This window comes from Verrucomicrobiota bacterium (genome assembly GCA_016200005.1).
GTDB lineage: Bacteria > Verrucomicrobiota > Verrucomicrobiia > Limisphaerales > PALSA-1396 > PALSA-1396.
In genome coordinates this window covers 13,709-30,131 of record JACQFP010000034.1, presented here as the reverse complement: position 1 = coordinate 30,131, position 16,423 = coordinate 13,709, and the positions used below count along the sequence as shown (strand labels likewise).

Annotated in this window: 13 protein-coding genes and 2 pseudogenes; 7 read left to right on the top strand and 8 right to left on the bottom strand. The window is 56.7% G+C overall.

Annotated elements, in window-relative coordinates:
* Positions 1-66: 66 nt before the first annotated feature.
* On the bottom strand, positions 67-534 hold the full coding sequence (locus tag HY298_12825) for a nucleoside deaminase (protein ID MBI3851139.1): 468 nt from the start codon (positions 532-534) through the stop codon (positions 67-69).
* Between the two features lie 254 nt (positions 535-788).
* On the opposite strand from HY298_12825, the pseudogene HY298_12820 reads away from it, so the two are divergent.
* Positions 789-1,926: pseudogene (locus HY298_12820) on the top strand (hypothetical protein).
* A 251-nt stretch (positions 1,927-2,177) separates the two neighbouring features.
* Here the strand turns inward: HY298_12820 and HY298_12815 are convergent.
* The 4 genes from HY298_12815 to HY298_12800 form a co-directional block, all read right to left on the bottom strand.
* Positions 2,178-3,443, bottom strand: a complete 1,266-nt coding sequence (locus tag HY298_12815; GenBank protein MBI3851138.1) for an HlyD family efflux transporter periplasmic adaptor subunit — start codon at positions 3,441-3,443, stop codon at positions 2,178-2,180.
* Between the two features lie 218 nt (positions 3,444-3,661).
* Complete coding sequence (locus HY298_12810; protein MBI3851137.1) at positions 3,662-4,363, bottom strand: ABC transporter ATP-binding protein; 702 nt, start codon at positions 4,361-4,363, stop codon at positions 3,662-3,664.
* Positions 4,364-4,376: 13 nt separating this feature from the next.
* Positions 4,377-7,007 (bottom strand): ABC transporter permease, encoded by a 2,631-nt coding sequence (locus HY298_12805; protein MBI3851136.1) that lies wholly within the window; start codon positions 7,005-7,007, stop codon positions 4,377-4,379.
* A 17-nt stretch (positions 7,008-7,024) separates the two neighbouring features.
* Entirely contained in the window at positions 7,025-7,357 is a 333-nt protein-coding gene (locus HY298_12800; protein ID MBI3851135.1) for a PadR family transcriptional regulator, read from the bottom strand.
* A 76-nt stretch (positions 7,358-7,433) separates the two neighbouring features.
* Here HY298_12800 and HY298_12795 point away from each other — a divergent pair.
* The 3 genes and pseudogenes from HY298_12795 to HY298_12785 all read left to right on the top strand — a co-directional run bounded on the left by HY298_12795 (position 7,434) and on the right by HY298_12785 (position 8,319).
* A pseudogene (locus tag HY298_12795) lies at positions 7,434-7,607 on the top strand (DUF1501 domain-containing protein).
* 83 nt (positions 7,608-7,690) lie between these two features.
* On the top strand, positions 7,691-7,936 hold the full coding sequence (locus HY298_12790) for a type II toxin-antitoxin system Phd/YefM family antitoxin (protein ID MBI3851134.1): 246 nt from the start codon (positions 7,691-7,693) through the stop codon (positions 7,934-7,936).
* Positions 7,933-8,319: a type II toxin-antitoxin system VapC family toxin gene (locus HY298_12785; protein ID MBI3851133.1), complete on the top strand. Its 387-nt coding sequence runs from the start codon at positions 7,933-7,935 to the stop codon at positions 8,317-8,319. The genes HY298_12790 and HY298_12785 overlap by 4 nt, the downstream gene beginning before the upstream one ends.
* Before the next feature lie 118 nt (positions 8,320-8,437).
* Here the strand turns inward: HY298_12785 and HY298_12780 are convergent, their stop codons facing one another.
* Entirely contained in the window at positions 8,438-9,532 is a 1,095-nt protein-coding gene (locus HY298_12780; protein ID MBI3851132.1) for a hypothetical protein, read from the bottom strand.
* A gap of 11 nt (positions 9,533-9,543) precedes the next feature.
* Positions 9,544-9,879 (bottom strand): hypothetical protein, encoded by a 336-nt coding sequence (locus tag HY298_12775; GenBank protein MBI3851131.1) that lies wholly within the window; start codon positions 9,877-9,879, stop codon positions 9,544-9,546.
* Positions 9,880-9,989: 110 nt separating this feature from the next.
* Here HY298_12775 and HY298_12770 point away from each other — a divergent pair, with 110 nt between their 5' ends.
* Both HY298_12770 and HY298_12765 read left to right on the top strand, forming a co-directional pair.
* Positions 9,990-13,838, top strand: a complete 3,849-nt coding sequence (locus tag HY298_12770) for a PSD1 domain-containing protein (protein ID MBI3851130.1) — start codon at positions 9,990-9,992, stop codon at positions 13,836-13,838.
* A gap of 10 nt (positions 13,839-13,848) precedes the next feature.
* On the top strand, positions 13,849-15,261 hold the full coding sequence (locus tag HY298_12765; GenBank protein ID MBI3851129.1) for a DUF1501 domain-containing protein: 1,413 nt from the start codon (positions 13,849-13,851) through the stop codon (positions 15,259-15,261).
* 71 nt (positions 15,262-15,332) lie between these two features.
* Here the strand turns inward: HY298_12765 and HY298_12760 are convergent, their stop codons facing one another.
* On the bottom strand, positions 15,333-15,827 hold the full coding sequence (locus HY298_12760; protein ID MBI3851128.1) for an adenylyltransferase/cytidyltransferase family protein: 495 nt from the start codon (positions 15,825-15,827) through the stop codon (positions 15,333-15,335).
* Between the two features lie 139 nt (positions 15,828-15,966).
* Here HY298_12760 and HY298_12755 point away from each other — a divergent pair, with 139 nt between their 5' ends.
* Entirely contained in the window at positions 15,967-16,419 is a 453-nt protein-coding gene (locus HY298_12755; protein MBI3851127.1) for a bifunctional nuclease family protein, read from the top strand.
* The last annotated feature ends 4 nt before the right edge of the window (positions 16,420-16,423 follow it).

Sequence of the window (16,423 nt, the reverse complement as noted above, 5' to 3'; positions counted from 1 at the left end):
AAGCCGAGGTGACGCGCATTTTCAGCCATGCCCGAAGCTGAACGCCGCAGCACCAGACCAAGTTCGTCAATACCGAATCTTGTCCGCCTTGGCGCTCCACTCGGCAAAAACCTTCATCGCCTTCCCTCGCAGCAGTTGTTTCATCGGAATCTTTCGACGTGAAACTGGTTGGACGATTTCACGATAAAGAAAATCATCGGCGAACTCGATCTTGGCCGCGTCCCTGCGCGTATTGGCATAGTAAACGTTCCGGATGCGCGCCCAGTAAATCGCGGAGAGACACATCGGGCATGGCTCGCAACTGGTGTAGAGTTCGCAATCGTTGAGGTGAAACGTTTTCAACCGACGGCAAGCGTCGCGGATCGCCACGATCTCGGCATGGGCAGTGGGATCATTCGTCGAGGTGACACGATTCCAGCCGCGCCCGACGATGTTGTTTTTTCTCACCACGACCGCGCCGAAAGGCCCGCCGTGATTGCGTCGCATCTTTTCGAGCGAGATGCGGATGGCTTCGCGCATGAACTTCGAATTCATAGAAGGGATTCAACCACGGATGAACACCGATGAACACGGATTTCCTGTGTCATCAACATTTGAGAACAGGCCTTGTCGAATCTGCGCAGATCAACATTAGCCCGACTTGGCGGATTCAACCTGCGGTGCAACTTTTTTCGTGACACAAGGGCTTGATTTGCTGAGGAGGCCAGTCTCCGAAAGGACCAAACTGCCTGTAGTGAAGACCTACCCTATTCCCATGCCCAAGGAAGTGTGCATAATCAACCGCCGTTATGTTTTTGCGCTACACGACGCGAAAGAAAAACGGCAAGGAACATCGCTACTACAGTCTGGTGGAAAACCGGCGGCTGGCCGGCGGTCGCGTGGTTCAGCGGCACGCACTTTACCTGGGGGAGATCAACGACCGTCAGCAAGTGGCCTGGCGCAAGACCATCGAGATTTTCGAGGAGGGTCAGGCCCGGTCGCGCACGGTGGCGTTGTTTCCCGAGGATCGGATCGGCGCGGTGGCCGATCCCGACATCGTGCGGATTCGGCTGAGCCAACTCTCGCTGCATCGGCCCCGGCAGTGGGGCGCGTGCTGGCTGGCCGGCCAACTTTGGGAGCAAGTGGGGCTGGATCGGTTTTGGGCCGCGCGCCTGCCGCCCAGCCGCAAGGGCACGCGCTGGGATGTCCGTCAAACTGCTGGTCGAAGGTCAGGAGTTGTATGTGCTGGCCCAGAGCCAAGACCGGGTGAACAAAGAACGGGCCATGCGCCGCCGCCAACTCAAGGGACTCTGGCAACGGCTCCACCAATTGCAGAAGATGAAACTCCAGCGCGATGAGTGGCTCAAGAAACTGGGCGCCGCGCTGCACGATTATCCGGTGGGCGCGCGTTTGATCCAGACGGCCGTGGCCGCCGGAGCGGCGCAGCTTTCCTTCCCCCTGCGCAAAGACCAACTGCGGCCGGCGCGCCAACGAGAAGGCCGCTATTTGTTGCGCAGCAATATCACCCGCGGACGTTCCGCCGAAGAACTATGGCAGTTTTACATCCAGCTCACCGAGGTGGAAGCCGCCTTCAAAAATCTCAAAGACGACCTGGCCCTGCGTCCCATTCATCATCAACTGGAGCACCGGATCGAAGCGCACATTTTCATTTCCTTTCTGGCTTACTGTTTGCATGTCACCTTGCGCCGCCGTTTGCGCGACCTGGCGCCCGGACTGACGCCGCGCGCCGTGCTGGAAAAGCTTGCCACGATGCAAATGCTCGACGTGCATCTGCCCACGACCGATGAGCGCACGGTGGTCTTGAGTCGTTACACGCAACCGGAGACTGACGTGCAACTACTCCTGCAAAGATTGAAGCTGGAGTTACCGCCCCAACCGCCGCCCAAAATCACCGCTCCCAACCCCCTGGCCAAACCGGGTCTGTAGTGAAGACCTAGGAAATGCGTGCGCTGACTTTCAAGCACTTGCGCATTTTACTCCCTCGAATCCGCCAAGTCGGGCTAGATGTTGAGGACACTCCCGAGAATCGGCGCTTCTTCGAGCAGTTGACGACCACGTTGAAGGCTCGATTCCAGCAGCTTGCCATCTGGATGACGAGCCATTCGATTGATGTGTTGTAAGTTTGCGATGCCCACGCGATCAACTCCTCGACTGCCACCGCCACCGTCAACATAGTCTCACTTCAACCGCACGCGCTCGAACCGGTCCCACTGCGACATGTCGGACAGGATTACTTGATCGCCGACTTGTAATCCTTGTGCGATTTCAATGGCGCTCACCGAACCACGGCCCAGCTTCACCGACACCCGGATCGCCGCTTTGCCGCCTTCCACCACCTTGAACAACCCCACCGTGCTGTCCGGCGGAGCTTGCACTGGTCTTCCAACATACATCACGTCATTCAATCGCTCCAGTTGAATGGTCCCATCGACGCTCAAATCGGGCCGCGCACCTTTCGGCAGCGGCGCGTCCAAACCCACATCCACCGTCACCGTGCCATTCTCAACGGCTGGATCAACGCGAAGGACGTGGCCGGGAATGACGCCGTTGCGCGTGTCGATCTCAGCCAATTGATCGATTTGAATATCCTTGGCCTGTGTTTCCGCGATTTTGATCGCGGCCTTCAACTTCGCAGGGTTGGCGACACGGGCAATGATCGCACCCGCCGCCATTTGCTGGCCGACCTGCAGCGGATTGGTGAGGTCGCCGAGCCGTTGCAAAACACCGTCCATGCCGGCGCGAATTTTAAGCCCGTCCACTTGACGTTGCTTCAAGTCGCGCTGGCCACGGAGTTGTGCGACTTTCGCTTCCTGCGCGGCAAGCTGCGCCTTGGCGGCTTCGCCACACATCTTCAATCGTTCCTGCTCAATCTCAAAGAGCTTGGCAAGCTCGTCGGCCTTTGCCTTGGACTGTTTCAAGATTAGCGCCGGAACCAGACCGCTCCTGGCGAGGTCCTCATTCACTTCGAGGTCAAGGTTCGCGGCGCTGGAATTGGCCTGAGCGCTTGCCACCGCAGCCTGCTGGGTCAATTTTTGCGAATCCAATTGCACGCGCAGATTAGCCATGTCGGCTTCGGCGGCCTTGACCTGCGACGCGGCGTCGAATCCTGCCTGCTCGGCTTCCGGGTTGGCCAACTCCACGAGCACGGTGTCCACTTTGACGCGCGCGCCGGGCAACACCAGAATGCTCTCGACGCGGCCCGCGTTGATGGTCGGAATCCAGCGAATCTCCTCCGGTACGAGCGAACCGTTGCCGCGCACCTGGCGGAGCAGCTCGCCGCGCTTGACGGTGTCGGTGAACGCATTTTCAACGAGCGGCGCGGCGGGTTGAAGTCGTGATAAACCGAGCGTGACCAGCGCCAGCACAAGGCCGACGGCCAAGCCGATGAACCAACGACGTGTTTGGCGTCGCTTCCGAACGGCTGGTGAAATGGGAACGTCCATGGTCAATCCTTATGTAGCAGCCAACGTGAGGAGGCTCACTTTGCTAAATCCGAGATCCGAGGGTCGAAATCCGAAAGAAATCCAAATTCCGAATCCCGAAACGGCCAACGGCTTCCCGTCCCACCCTTCGGATTTCGGGCTTCGGACTTCTTTCGGATCTCGGATTTCGGCATTCGGATTTCTCATTCCGTGATGCGATTCATTTTCGCAAGCGTCGATCATCGCGTTGCCCCCACTTCCTCATTCACAATCTTCCCGTCGAACAGATGAATGGTCTGCTGCGCGTCGCGGGCATAGCGCTCATCGTGCGTGACGAGGCAGACGGTCGCGCCCTCGGCGTGCAATTCGCGCAACAACGCCATGACGGCTTCACCGTTTTTTGAGTCGAGGTTACCGGTCGGTTCATCCGCAAGCAGGATGGACGGACGACCGCCCAGCGCACGCGCCACGGCCACGCGTTGTTGCTGACCGCCGGAGAGCTGCGCCGGATAATGCTTCGCGCGCGCGGTCATGCCAACTTTCGCCAGCGCCTCGTCCACGCGTTCGCGCCGCTCGGCCGCGGTCAGTCCACGATACGTCAGCGGCAGCTCGACGTTTTCCCAGACGTTCAGGTCGCCGATGAGATTGAAACTTTGGAAGATGAAGCCGATCTCGCGATTACGCACGCGCGCACGCGCAGCGTGGTCGAGATGTTCCACCGGCTCGCCGCGCAGTTGATAGCTGCCGCTCGTCGGCGAATCGAGCAAGCCGAGGATGGAAAGCAGCGTGGACTTGCCACAACCCGACGGCCCGGAGATGGAGACGTAATCGCCGTGGCGGATTTCAAGCTGGACGCCGGACAGCGCGTGCGTCTCCACTTCGTCGGTGAGGAAGACCTTCTCGATGTTGTTCAATTGAATTAATGGAATGGTTGTTTGCATAAGTTTGAAAGAATCATTCGTATCTCAACGCCACCATCGGATCAACCTTCGCGGCGCGACGGGCTGGAATGTAACAAGCCAACAGCGCCACGGCAGCCAGCAGCAACGGCATTGTCAAATACGTCAGCGGATCGGTGGGTTCGACTTCAAACAACAGTCGGCCCATGAAGCGCGTCAGCCCAAGCGCGACAGCCGATCCCAGCAACACTCCGATCACGATGAGTTGACCGCCCTGTTTGAGCATCAGCTTGAGCACGTCCTGCGCCCGGGCACCGAGGGCCATTCGGACGCCAATCTCGCGGGTGCGTTGGCTGATCGAATAAGCCATAACGCCGTAGATTCCCACGACGGCGAGCGCCACTGCCAATCCCGAAAAAACTGAGAGCAGCAACATCGTGATTCGTCTCGGAGCCGTGCTTTCGCCCAAAATGCTTTCCATGGTTCGCAGCGAAGTCAGAGGCTGGTCAGGATCCATTGCCAGAACCACGCCGCGGAGAGTGGCCGCGAGCTCTGGCATCGAGCGTGCGGTCTTAATCATCAGGTTCATGGCAGCCTGCGAGTGTTGTTTCACCGGCAGATAGATTTCTTCCCTTGAAGCGGCGTCCACCCCGTAGTTCTTCACGTGACCCACGACACCCACAATCGAAAGCAGTTCGTTCGTGTCTCCTCCCAATTGGATTTGCTGTCCGAGCGGATCTGCGTCTGGCCAAAATTTGTTGGCGAACTTTTCGTCGATGATGACCACCTTCTGCCCGCGCTCGTTGTCCGCATCCGAAAAGCCGCGGCCGCGTCGCAACGGAATTCCCATCACCTTGAAATAATCCGGACTGACGGTTGCGATGTCGCAGAGGTGACCCCGCCCCGGAGGTGGCTTGGGCTGGCCGTGAACTTCGTAACCGGTCTGCCAGTGGCCCAACGGTGTAGTCGTGATGCTCGCAGCGTTCACTCCCGGCAATGCTGCGGTGCGGCGGATTAGTTCGTCGAAGAATGTCTGTTGTTGATGTTCCTCGCGGTATCTGTATTGCGGCAGAGAAAAATACATCACCGAAACATTCTCTGTGTCTATGCCTGGAGAAACCGCCTGCACGCGACCGAAGCTCCGGATCAGCAGGCAAGCCCCGATCAATAGAACCAAAGCCGCGCTGATTTCCGACACCACCAATGCCTTCCGGAAACGGTGACGGCTTCGGCCTTCGCCAGTGCCAAGCCCGCCTTCTTTCAGGGACTCAGTGAGGTTTGGTCGCGCGGCTTGTAGGGCCGGAGCGAGACCGAAAGCGATTCCGCTCAAAAGCGCAACGCCTAAAGTGAACGCAAGTACTTTGCCGTCCAGGTTGATGACGATCGCCTCTCTGATTTCTGCGGGAATGATCTGATTGAGCAGTTGAATGCCCCACGACGCCAATAGCAGGCCGAACATTCCACCCAGCAACGACAGCACCAGACTTTCGGACAACAACTGTCGCGCAATCCGAAATTTCCCAGCACCCAAAGCCGCGCGAATAGCGAACTCCTTCTGACGGGCAGCGGACCGGGCCAAGAGGAGATTGGCCAGGTTCGCGCAGGCAATGAGCAAGACGAACAACACCGAACCAAGCAACAGCAGCAAGGCCGGGCGCGCCTGGCGAACCATTCGTTCGCGCAGACTCATGATCGTAACGCTATTTCCGGTGTTCGAGTCGGGATATTGCTGTGCGAGACGCGCTGCGATCGTTTGCATCTCTGCGGTGGCTTGTTCGAGAGTGATGCTGGGTTTCATTCGGGCAATGGCGTAAATGCCCGGATGATTTCCGCGTTGCTTCCAGTTTTCCTGCGCGTAATTCAGTCCCAAAGGCGTCCAGAGCTCGACCGTGCGCGGAAATTGAAACGCGCGCGGCATGATTCCGATGACCGTATAACTTCCGCCGTTCAAGCTAATCGGTTGATTCAATATGGAGGCGTCACTGCCAAAACGCCGTTGCCAAAGTCCTTCGCTCAACACCACGACTTTGCTCGCACCCGGTTTGTCCTCGTCCGGACTGAACACTCGTCCTTGGAGTGGCGCCACGCGCATGACGGAGAAGAAGCTGGCAGAAACTGCATAACCTTCCACCCGTTCTGGCCGCTCTTTGCCCGTCAGGTTGAATCCTTCACCCCGAAAGCCAGCGACTCCTGCAAAGACCTGGTTCTGTTCCTGCCAATCCAGGAGATTGGGATACGAAATAGACATGTCATCCATGTGCTGCGACTTCTCGGACAAAAACACCAGTCGCCCGTGTTGAGGAAACGGTGGTGGCCGCAGCATCACAGCGTTGACCAGACTGAAGATCGCCGTATTCACTCCGATACCGAGCGCGAGCGTGAGCACCCCCACGACCGCAAAGCCGGGATTCTTCAGCAGCATCCGCAACCCGAACCGGACGTCCTGCCATGTCGTCTCGCCAAAGCTCGCGCCGCGAACTTCGCGGCATTTCTCACGAATGCTTTGCACGTTGCCGAAGCGACGGCGGGCTTCACGTGCAGCTTCCTCCGGCGCCATACCCGCCGCGATGTTTTCCGCCGTGCGCATTTCCAGATGGAGGCGCAATTCCTCATCGATGTCCTGCTTCACCGCTCGCCTCTGTCCGAGCGAACGAAGCCAGCGCCAGAAAGTGAGGAGCGTTTTCATGCCGCGTGAGTTCGAGGTCAGGCCGTCTCCAACACCAGCGTGATAGCGCGGCAAACGCGCTCCCAGATCGCCGTTTCCTCCTCCAGTTGCTTGCGCCCGGCGCGTGTCAGCGAATAAAACTTCGCCCGCCGGTTGTTATCCGACTTGCCCCACTCCGCGGCAATCCACCCCTTCTCCTCCATTCGATAAAGCGACGGGTAGAGCGAGCCTTCCTCCACCACGAGCACATCGTCAGAGCGTTGCTGGATGCGCTGAGCGATGGAGTAACCGTGCATCGGCCCGGCAGCGAGGGTTTTCAGGATGAGCAGGTCCAATGTCCCTTGTAAGAGTTCAGCTTTTGTGGTTGGCATAGTCTTTCCTAGATGTTCTAGGGGAGTGTAGGGCGCTTACCTAGAATGTCAAGGGGAGAAAACCAAACAATATTAAACCGACGATTTCGGATGGCACGCGGTCAAAGACAAGGTCCATGTCAACGATTTGCACGCGACGATCCTGCACCTCATGGGCCTTGACCACACGCGGCTCACCTATCGCCACGACGGCCGCGATTATCGTCTCACGGATGTCTATGGTAACGTGATCCATCCCATCCTCGCTTGAGTAACGCGTAACGCGAAGGTGTCCTGGTTCGACGTGCCAATCTCCAGCCTTGCAGTTTGTGCGGCCGCAGGTAATGTTTTGCCATGAGCATGACGCTGTCCGTCACGGAAGCCCAAGGCAAGCTCGCTCAATTGCTCGAACTTGCGCAAGCGGGTCATGAAGTCATCATCCAGGACCCGCAAAAAGGCAAAGCCCGCCTCGTGCCCGTTGTCGCGCCCGCAAAGTTAGGCCCGCGCATCTTCGGTTTGCACGAGGGCGAGATTTGGATGAGCGACGATTTCAACGCGCCGCTGCCGGATTCGTTTTGGCTGGGTGAAAAAGCCGGATGAACCTGTTGCTCGACACCCAGGTCCTTCTCTGGTTGGACAGCGAACAGGCCAAACTTTCCGCCGCCGCAAAGAACGCGTGCTCCGACGTCAACAACACGCTTTGGTTGAGCGCGGCCAGCGCGTGGGAGATGCAGATTAAAATCACCCTGGGCAAATTGCGCCTGCGCCGTTCGCTCGCCGAAACCATTACCAGTCATCAAACGACCAACGGTCTGCAAATCCTGCCCGTCCAACTTGTGCACGCGCTGGCTTTGGAAAATCTGCCCTTGCATCACAAAGACCCGTTCGATCGTTTGTTAATTGCTCAAGCCAACCACGAGAACTGGGAAGTCGTATCCGCCGACCCGGAGTTCAAAGCCTACCCGGTCCGCGTGATTTGGTAACGCTCTCGCTTGAGTCACGCGCAATGTGGTGATGTCCTGATTAAGTTGCGCGATTGCGCCGAGGCCGAACCGAGCCAATAACAAGAATTGATTTTGACTGAACTCTTTCGGAGTGTACTCAGAATCCCTTCACGCTATTTGGATTATTCGAATTTGTCGCAGCACTCGGCCATTTCATTCGCGGATCTGATAGAAACTCGCGCGGAAAAAGCTCGCGGGCTTTCTTCTCGAGGCTCGGTCTGGCCAAGAGCGCTTTGTTTAAGGGTTCGACCGCTTTCTCACCCCTGTATTGAATGAGATACATGTATGCCTTGTTAAACTGCAGTTCTCCATAGTGAGGCAATGCTTTTTCGACTTCCGCGAACTCCTTCTCGGCATTCTCCATATCCCCTAGCACCATGTAAGAAGAGCCGAGTAAACTCCGCGCCCACCATGCAGCCGGCTCGGCTGTGCTCACCCTCTTGAGCGGGGCCAGTGAATCCTTTGCTCCTGAAGTACCCATGTAGAATGTATGGGTTCCATCCGAATTAAAAAACACCTTAAGCTCACGATACGGGGAGAGGTACTTGATCAACCCTTTATTCGCATTCCACCATTTCTCCACCGACTCTATCTCTAGTGCTTGAAAGCTCTGGCCTGTGATTTCGTTCAGAGCCCTCGTAATCTTGGCGACAACGAAAAGGTTGGTCTCGACGATCAGCGCCTCACAAAGATGGGCTATGGTGTTATCCTTCTTTAGCTCTGCCAGTCTATAGGCAGCAGTTTCCCGCTGAGTCCACCACGGGGATGTTAACTCGAAGACAGCTTGGTCGACTGGCGTTTCAATTCCAACAGCCGAGGTTGAATCCGCAAAAACGCGATTGAGGAAATTGCCATACGCATATGCGTTGAAGAACAAATTGATTTCTGTCACCGCTGCTTTCGCCGTATTGCTAACAGAATTAGTCTGTCGGTCAAGTGATTGAATTTCACGGTATGCGGCTAAACTGCCCGCGCCTTTCGCATCAACCAGCAATTCCTGGATATGCTGCTGCATGTCGATAGCAATCTGTTTTTTGGCAAGGCTTGCCTGCTTATTGGAGATGTCGCGATCCAGGTCGCTTGTTCTTTGAGTTCCTGGTGGCAGGTTTAGATCGTCGACGGTGTCCGCCGGTTTAGAAATTGGATTTCCGGATTCGTCGAGAACCGTGCCGGGCTTATGAGGCTTTTCCATTGGCTCGATTCTTATGACATTCCAGAGGCCGATTCAATCCCACTGCCTTTGAAGAGCCCGATTAACATCGCAACAAACTGTATCGCGGCAATTGTCCATCCTACCGTAGCCAGCGGTTTCCATTTCTTCTTTGCTAGCTCTTCGAGCTTCGATTCATTACTCTTGGCAAGCGATTCTCGGTGCGTTTGTGCATCATTCCGGAGCATATCTAAAGCACCATTTAGTCGTGTTTCGATGAGTGCTTGAGTTCCTGGTGGCAGGTTTAGATCGTCGACGGTGTCCGCCGGTTTAGAAATTGGATTTCCGGATTCGTCGAGAACCGTGTCGGGCTTATGAGGCTTTTCCATTGGCTCGATTCTTATGACATTCCAGAGGCCGATTCAATCCCAATCAGATCCAGCAGGCCATCATAGAGTCTTCCCTTCATCTCCGTACAGTTGTATAAGACCCAACAGCCATGTCCGGTTTGAAGTTATTCATCGCGATTCTTGTTTTGCTGTCCGCGCGGCTGTTCGACGCTTTCGGCGCCGCAGGCGACGATGGCGTTGAATTCTTCGAGAAAAGAATCCGCCCGCTGCTGGTCGAGCATTGTTACAAATGTCACAGCGCACAAAGCGAGAAGGTCAAAGGCGGGTTGCTCCTCGACACGCGCGAAGGATTGCTGAAAGGCGGCGACACCGGCCCGGCCATTGTTCCCGGCGACCCGGAAAAAAGTCTGCTCATCAAAGCGGTTCGCCAGACCGACAAGGATCTGCAAATGCCGCACAAGGACAAGAAGCTCCCGGACGCGCAGATTGCTGATCTGGTAGCGTGGGTGAAAATGGGCGCACCCGATCCACGAGCGGTCAAACTCGAAACTCGAAACTCGAAATTCGAAACTTCCAAGTGGTGGGCGTTTCAATCTCCACAAACGCCTCCCATCCCCAAAGTTAAAAACGCCCGCTGGATACTGTCGCCCATCGACAGTTTCGTCCTGGCCCGATTGGAAGAGAAAAAACTCAACCCGGCACCGCCAACCGACAAGCGCACATTGATTCGTCGCGCCACGTTCGATTTGATCGGCCTGCCACCAACTCCTGACGAAATCGACGCCTTTCTCAAAGATAAATCCTCGGAAGCCTTCGCCAAAGTTGTGGATCGATTGCTGGCCTCGCCGCACTACGGCGAACGGTGGGGACGACATTGGCTTGATGTGGTTCGTTACGCTGACACGGCTGGTGAAACGGCCGACTATCCCGTGCCTCAAGCCTATCTCTACCGCAACTACGTCATCAACTCTTTCAATCAGGACAAACCGTACGATCAATTTATTCGCGAACAAATCGCCGGCGATATCCTGGCGCAAAACGCGCCGCGCGAAAAATACGCGGAGAACGTCATCGCCACCGGCTACCTGGCGATTTCCCGCCGGTTCGGTTTTGACAGTGAAAACTATCACCACCTGACGATCGAGGACACCATCGGCACTTTGGGAAAGTCCATCCTCGGTTTGACGCTCGGTTGCGCGCGTTGCCATGATCACAAGTACGATCCCGTATCGATTGCCGATTACTACGCCCTTTACGGAATCTTCGATAGCACCCGTTACGCGTTCCCCGGCTCGGAGCAAAAGCAAAAGCATCGCGCGCTGGTTCCATTGCTGCCGGTGAAGGAATCAATGTCGAAATGGCGCGCGTTTGAGGCACAAGTCGCGTCGCTGTCGGACAACCTCGAACGATCAAAGCAACCGGTGCCAGCCACGATACTGCGCTCGCTCGACGATTTGGATGGGGATTTCGAGATGCAAGCAGTTGCCGCGGGCGGGAGCAAAGGCGTCCTGGTGCCGCCGTGGACTTACGCGGGAAACATCGCGGTCACGAAGGAGGCGCAAAGCCCTTTCAAGAACCGGTATGCCTTGGGAAAAGTCGGCGTGAATGTCCCGTCCACCACGAATGGATATTTCCTGGCGCAAGCGCTGCATCCTCCGCGCAGCCGGGACACTTGCCACGAACTGCACGTGAACCTCGATTTCCGAATCCCAACCAACAATGCCGCTACGCGCGGGGCACACCGCTTTTGGATCGGAGCGCAACCGTCGTTACCCGCGGTGGAATTCCTCATCTCCTCAACTGACCTTTCCATTCGCTCCAGCGACACTCTCGACACCATCTGCCGTTTGCAACCGAACCAATGGCACAACCTGCAATTTAGGCTCAATCTCAGCGGGAACACTGTTTCCGGTACCATCGCCACGACGGGCGCCAACATCCCTTTCAACTGCAAACAGCTCTCGGCAAACTGGCCGGGCACGATTGATTTTGTGGCCGTCGATTCCCGTGGCGGCACAGAGGGAGCGCTTCCCGGCATTGAACTCGACAACCTTGCGGTCGAGGAAACATCGATCACACCGGTCTCGATCTCGCTGGCGTCCCTTGGCTCGACGACCGGTGAAGCCAGTACCGTTGCGCTCGCCGATGAGTTGCAATCCCTCGTGGGCCTTGATGGCGATTTCGAATTGCAGGCGGACGACACGCCGCCCACAAAACCGTGGGGACCTGGCCCAAAAAGCGTCGTCGGGATTTCATCGGCGGCGCAAAGCCCGTTCTGCAATCTATATCCACCCGGCAAACTTGGCGTGCGTTTGCCGAACAGTGGTGATTACAACGGATTTGGTCAGACACTCACCAACACCTGGAAAAGGGAAAAGACGGAAAAGCTGTTCGCAAGTTTCGATTTCCGCTGTGTGAACAATGACGCGGGCGGTGACGGTTCATGGCGGTTTTACCTTGGACATGGGGCTGGCGGTTCGGCAGCCGTGGAGCTCTTTTTTAATGGAAAAGAGTTTTACCGCCGCAGCGCCAATGCCCGTGAAACCGTTTGCCCGGTGCGTATCGGTCAATGGTATCAGATCCAGCTCGAGTTAAATCTCAAAGACAAAACTTACACCGGCACCATCGCAACGCCTGACTCGCCCCGTGCAATAAACTCCTCGCCTACAACGGACGCTGAGAGCATCGGTTTTAAGGGCGAGTTCGCGAGCGGCTGGGATGGCGCGGTGGATTACACGTTCATCGACAGCTATGGCCACATTGAGGGCGTGAAGCCGGCACTCGATGCTGATAATTTTGCGGTGCGTGAAATGCCCCTGCCACCGTTGGAGGCTCGCGCGGTTCAATTGGCGGATGGTGATGGCGAATCACGTCGCGCAAAAGCTGACGAGCTTCGCCGACAGATTGTAACACGGAAGGCCGACCTCGAAAGAACCAAACGGGAACTGACGGCCTTACTCGAGGATGGACCAGTCGAACTGGCTTACGGCGTGGTCGAAGGCACGCCGCACAACGCTCGCATGCAGTTGAGAGGAGACCCGGATAAACCTGGTCTCGAAGTGCCGCGTCGCTTCCTGCAGGTGCTCGGTGGTCAGGAGTTGCCTCCCAACACGTCGGGAAGCGGGCGATTGCAACTGGCGGAGTGGCTGACCAGCCTGCGGAATCCTTTGACCGCGCGCGTGATGGTGAATCGAATCTGGCAGCATCATTTCGGCGCTGGCATCGTGCGCACTCCGAATAATTTCGGCAAACAAGGCCGACCTCCCACGCACCCTGAATTATTGGATTACCTGGCGACTCAGTTCGTGGAGAGCGGCTGGTCGGTCAAGGCCATGCATCGGCTGATCATGCTTTCGCGGGTCTATCAACTTTCCAGCGGGAATGATGCTGAAAACTTTGCGTGTGATCCCGATAATGAGTGGTTGTGGAATTTTTCCCGGCACCGGCTCGACGCGGAATCTTTGCGCGACGCGATCCTCATGGTCAGCGGCGATCTGGACCTGACGGTGGGCGGCGCTCATTCCTTTCCGCCGGCGGAAAGACGGAACTTTACCCAGCACGCACCGTTCCTTGCCGTCTATGAGAGCAAGCAGCGCAGCGTCTATCTTATGGTTCAACGGATCAAACGGCATCCGTATCTGGCCTTGTTCGACGGCGCCGACGCGAACGAGAGTACGGCCGCAAGAGCGGTCAGCACGACGCCGCTCCAAGCGCTCTTTTTCATGAATGATCCTTTCGTCCATGAACAATCCGAAAAGTTCGCCACGCGATTGATCAACGCCCGTGCCGACGATCATCAACGAATCATCCTCGCCTACCAACTCGCCTTGGGTCGTGCGCCATCGGATGCGGAAGTTCATTCCGTAGAAAATTATCTGCGCAATTGTCTTGATGAGTTAACAACGACCAGCATCCCGGCCTCGAAGCATCTGGAAATGGCTTGGGCGAGTTATGCGGGGGTGCTGTTCAGCAGCAACGAATTCTGTTATGTTGATTGAAGACAACACTATGAACAACTCAACCTATGGCTGCACACGCCGGGAGATGATTCGCCGGCTGGCAGGCGGTTCGCTTTTGCTTTCAGGAATCCTGGCGCAATTGGTTTCCGCTGAAGAGGACGGCCGTATCCTCTCCGATCCACTCGCACCCAAACCGCCCCACTTTCCGCCGCGCGCCAAGCGGGTCATTTTTCTTTACATGAGCGGCGGGGTTTCGCATGTCGATTCGTTCGATCCCAAACCCAGGTTGTTTGCGGACCACGGGAAAACTGTTTCCGTGAATGAATTTCAAGGCAAGCCGGGTGATTACTCGATGCTCCTCAAAACACCACAATGGCCGTTCAAACCGCACGGCAAGTGCGGCACGGAAGTCAGCGATCTGTTTCCGCACATCGCGGAGTGTGTGGACGATCTCTGTGTGATCCGCTCGATGAAATCCGATCACACCAATCATTACGAGGCCACATTGCAAACGCACACCGGCTCGTTCACTTTTGCCCGACCCAGCATCGGGTCCTGGGTCAGTTATGGGCTGGGAACGATTAATCAGAACCTGCCCTCGTTCATGGTGATTGCGCCCCATTCGCCGTACGCCGGCGAACAGGTTTGGGATTCGAATTTCCTGCCTGCTCATCATCAGGGAACGCGCGTCATTCCCGGCGCTGTGCCCATTGCCAATCTGGACCGGCGCGCACCCTCGGCGAAGTTGCAGGAGTTGCAATTGCAGGAACTGAAGTCATTGAATCAACAACACCTGAGAAGCCGCGCCGGCGATTCGCAACTGGAAGCGCGGATCAAATCTTTTGAAACCGCGTTCGGGATGCAGACGGAAGCGCCGGAAGCGTTTGATCTGTCGCGGGAATCGGACTCGACACTGCAACTTTACGGACTCGAACGCGGCAGCACCAAAGGATTTGCCTGGCAATGCTTGGTGGCGCGGCGGCTGGCAGAACGCGGCGTGCGCTTCATTGAATTGATCGACTCTGGTTCTTCCAACAACTGGGATGCCCACGGCGACATGCTTACCCACACCCCACTGGCGAAGAACGTGGATCAGGCCATCGCCGGCTTGCTCAAAGACTTGAAAGCGCGCGGCATGTTGGATGACACGCTCGTGGTGTGGACCACCGAATTTGGCCGCACGCCGTTTAACAAAGATCCCGGAGCCAAAGGCCGCGAGCACCATCACTGGGCCTTCTCCTCATGGCTGGCGGGCGGCGGCGTCAAACCCGGCATCACTCACGGCGTGACCGACGATTACGGGATCAACGTTGCGGAAAAGCCGGTGCACGTTCACGATTTTCACGCCACGATTCTGCATCTCATGGGACTTGACCACGAGCGGCTCACCTACCGTTCGAGTGGCCGCGACTTTCGTCTCACTGACGTGAGTGGTCGCGTGGTAAAAGAAATCATCGTCTAACGAACGCGTTGAGGCTAAGGCGAGAACAATTTTCCATCGGCAGTTGCCCATTTCCTAAAGTGGGCGGGATATCAGCCTGCGTTCATTTTTCCGAACAGCGCAGTTGTCGATTTACCCGGCACGAGCGGCGTAACGACGATTTTTCCACCGGCGCCTTCCACCGCGCGACGTTCTTCCTGGTTGAGGGTTTCCAGCGTATAATCGCCGCCTTTGACATAAACATCCGGCTGGGCCAGCGACAAAAACCGGGTGGCTTCGCGCTCCGGAAAAATGCAGCCGCAACCCACACTCTGCAACGCCGCCACCACGAGCGCGCGATCTGCTTCGGCGTTGAGCGGGCGGCCCTCGCCCTTGAGCGCGCGCACGGACGTGTCACTGTTCACCCCCACCAACAGCAGGTCACCGTGATTACGCGCCGCCTCCAGATACATCACATGACCGGCGTGCAACAAATCGAAGCAACCATTCGTCACCACGAGCTTTTTCCCGGCGGAACGCGATGTCCTTCGCCATGCCGGCAAACCGTCGAGCGAAATGATTTGTTCGCGCAGATTCACAGGGGTCATTGTGGGCGAAGCGTTTCCCCCTTGGCAACGCATTTTCATGCAGACCGGATTCAGACGACGGTGTCGGCGGTCGGACATGCTTCGCGGTTATTTCAATTGAAGGACTTGTTTTTTTTCCCAAGCGCAATAAGCTGAAGACATGAAGAACGATGTCTTGCCCGTGCAGATTCGCGGCATCCTGCCGGCCAACAGTGGCTGCGCCATCTTCGTCGGGAATGATGAGAAGGTCTTCGTCATCCACGTCGAGCAAAACATGGGGGCCATCATCGGCATGTTTCTGCGCGACCAGCCCAAGGAACGACCGCTCACCCATGATTTGATCGCCAACATTTTCAAAGGATTCAACATCACCGTCGAACGCGTTATCATCACGGAACTGAAAAACGCAACTTACTACGCGCGTCTGATTCTCCAGCAACAGAACGAACTGGCCCGCAAGATTGTCGAGATTGACGCGCGCCCCAGCGATTGCCTCGCCATCGCCGCCGCCCAGAAACGCCCCATCTTCGTCGCCACGCCGCTTTTTGAACAGGTCGAGGACATGAGCGAGGTGTTGCAGCGCATCAATGAGAACAGCGACGAGTCGGAATAATCCC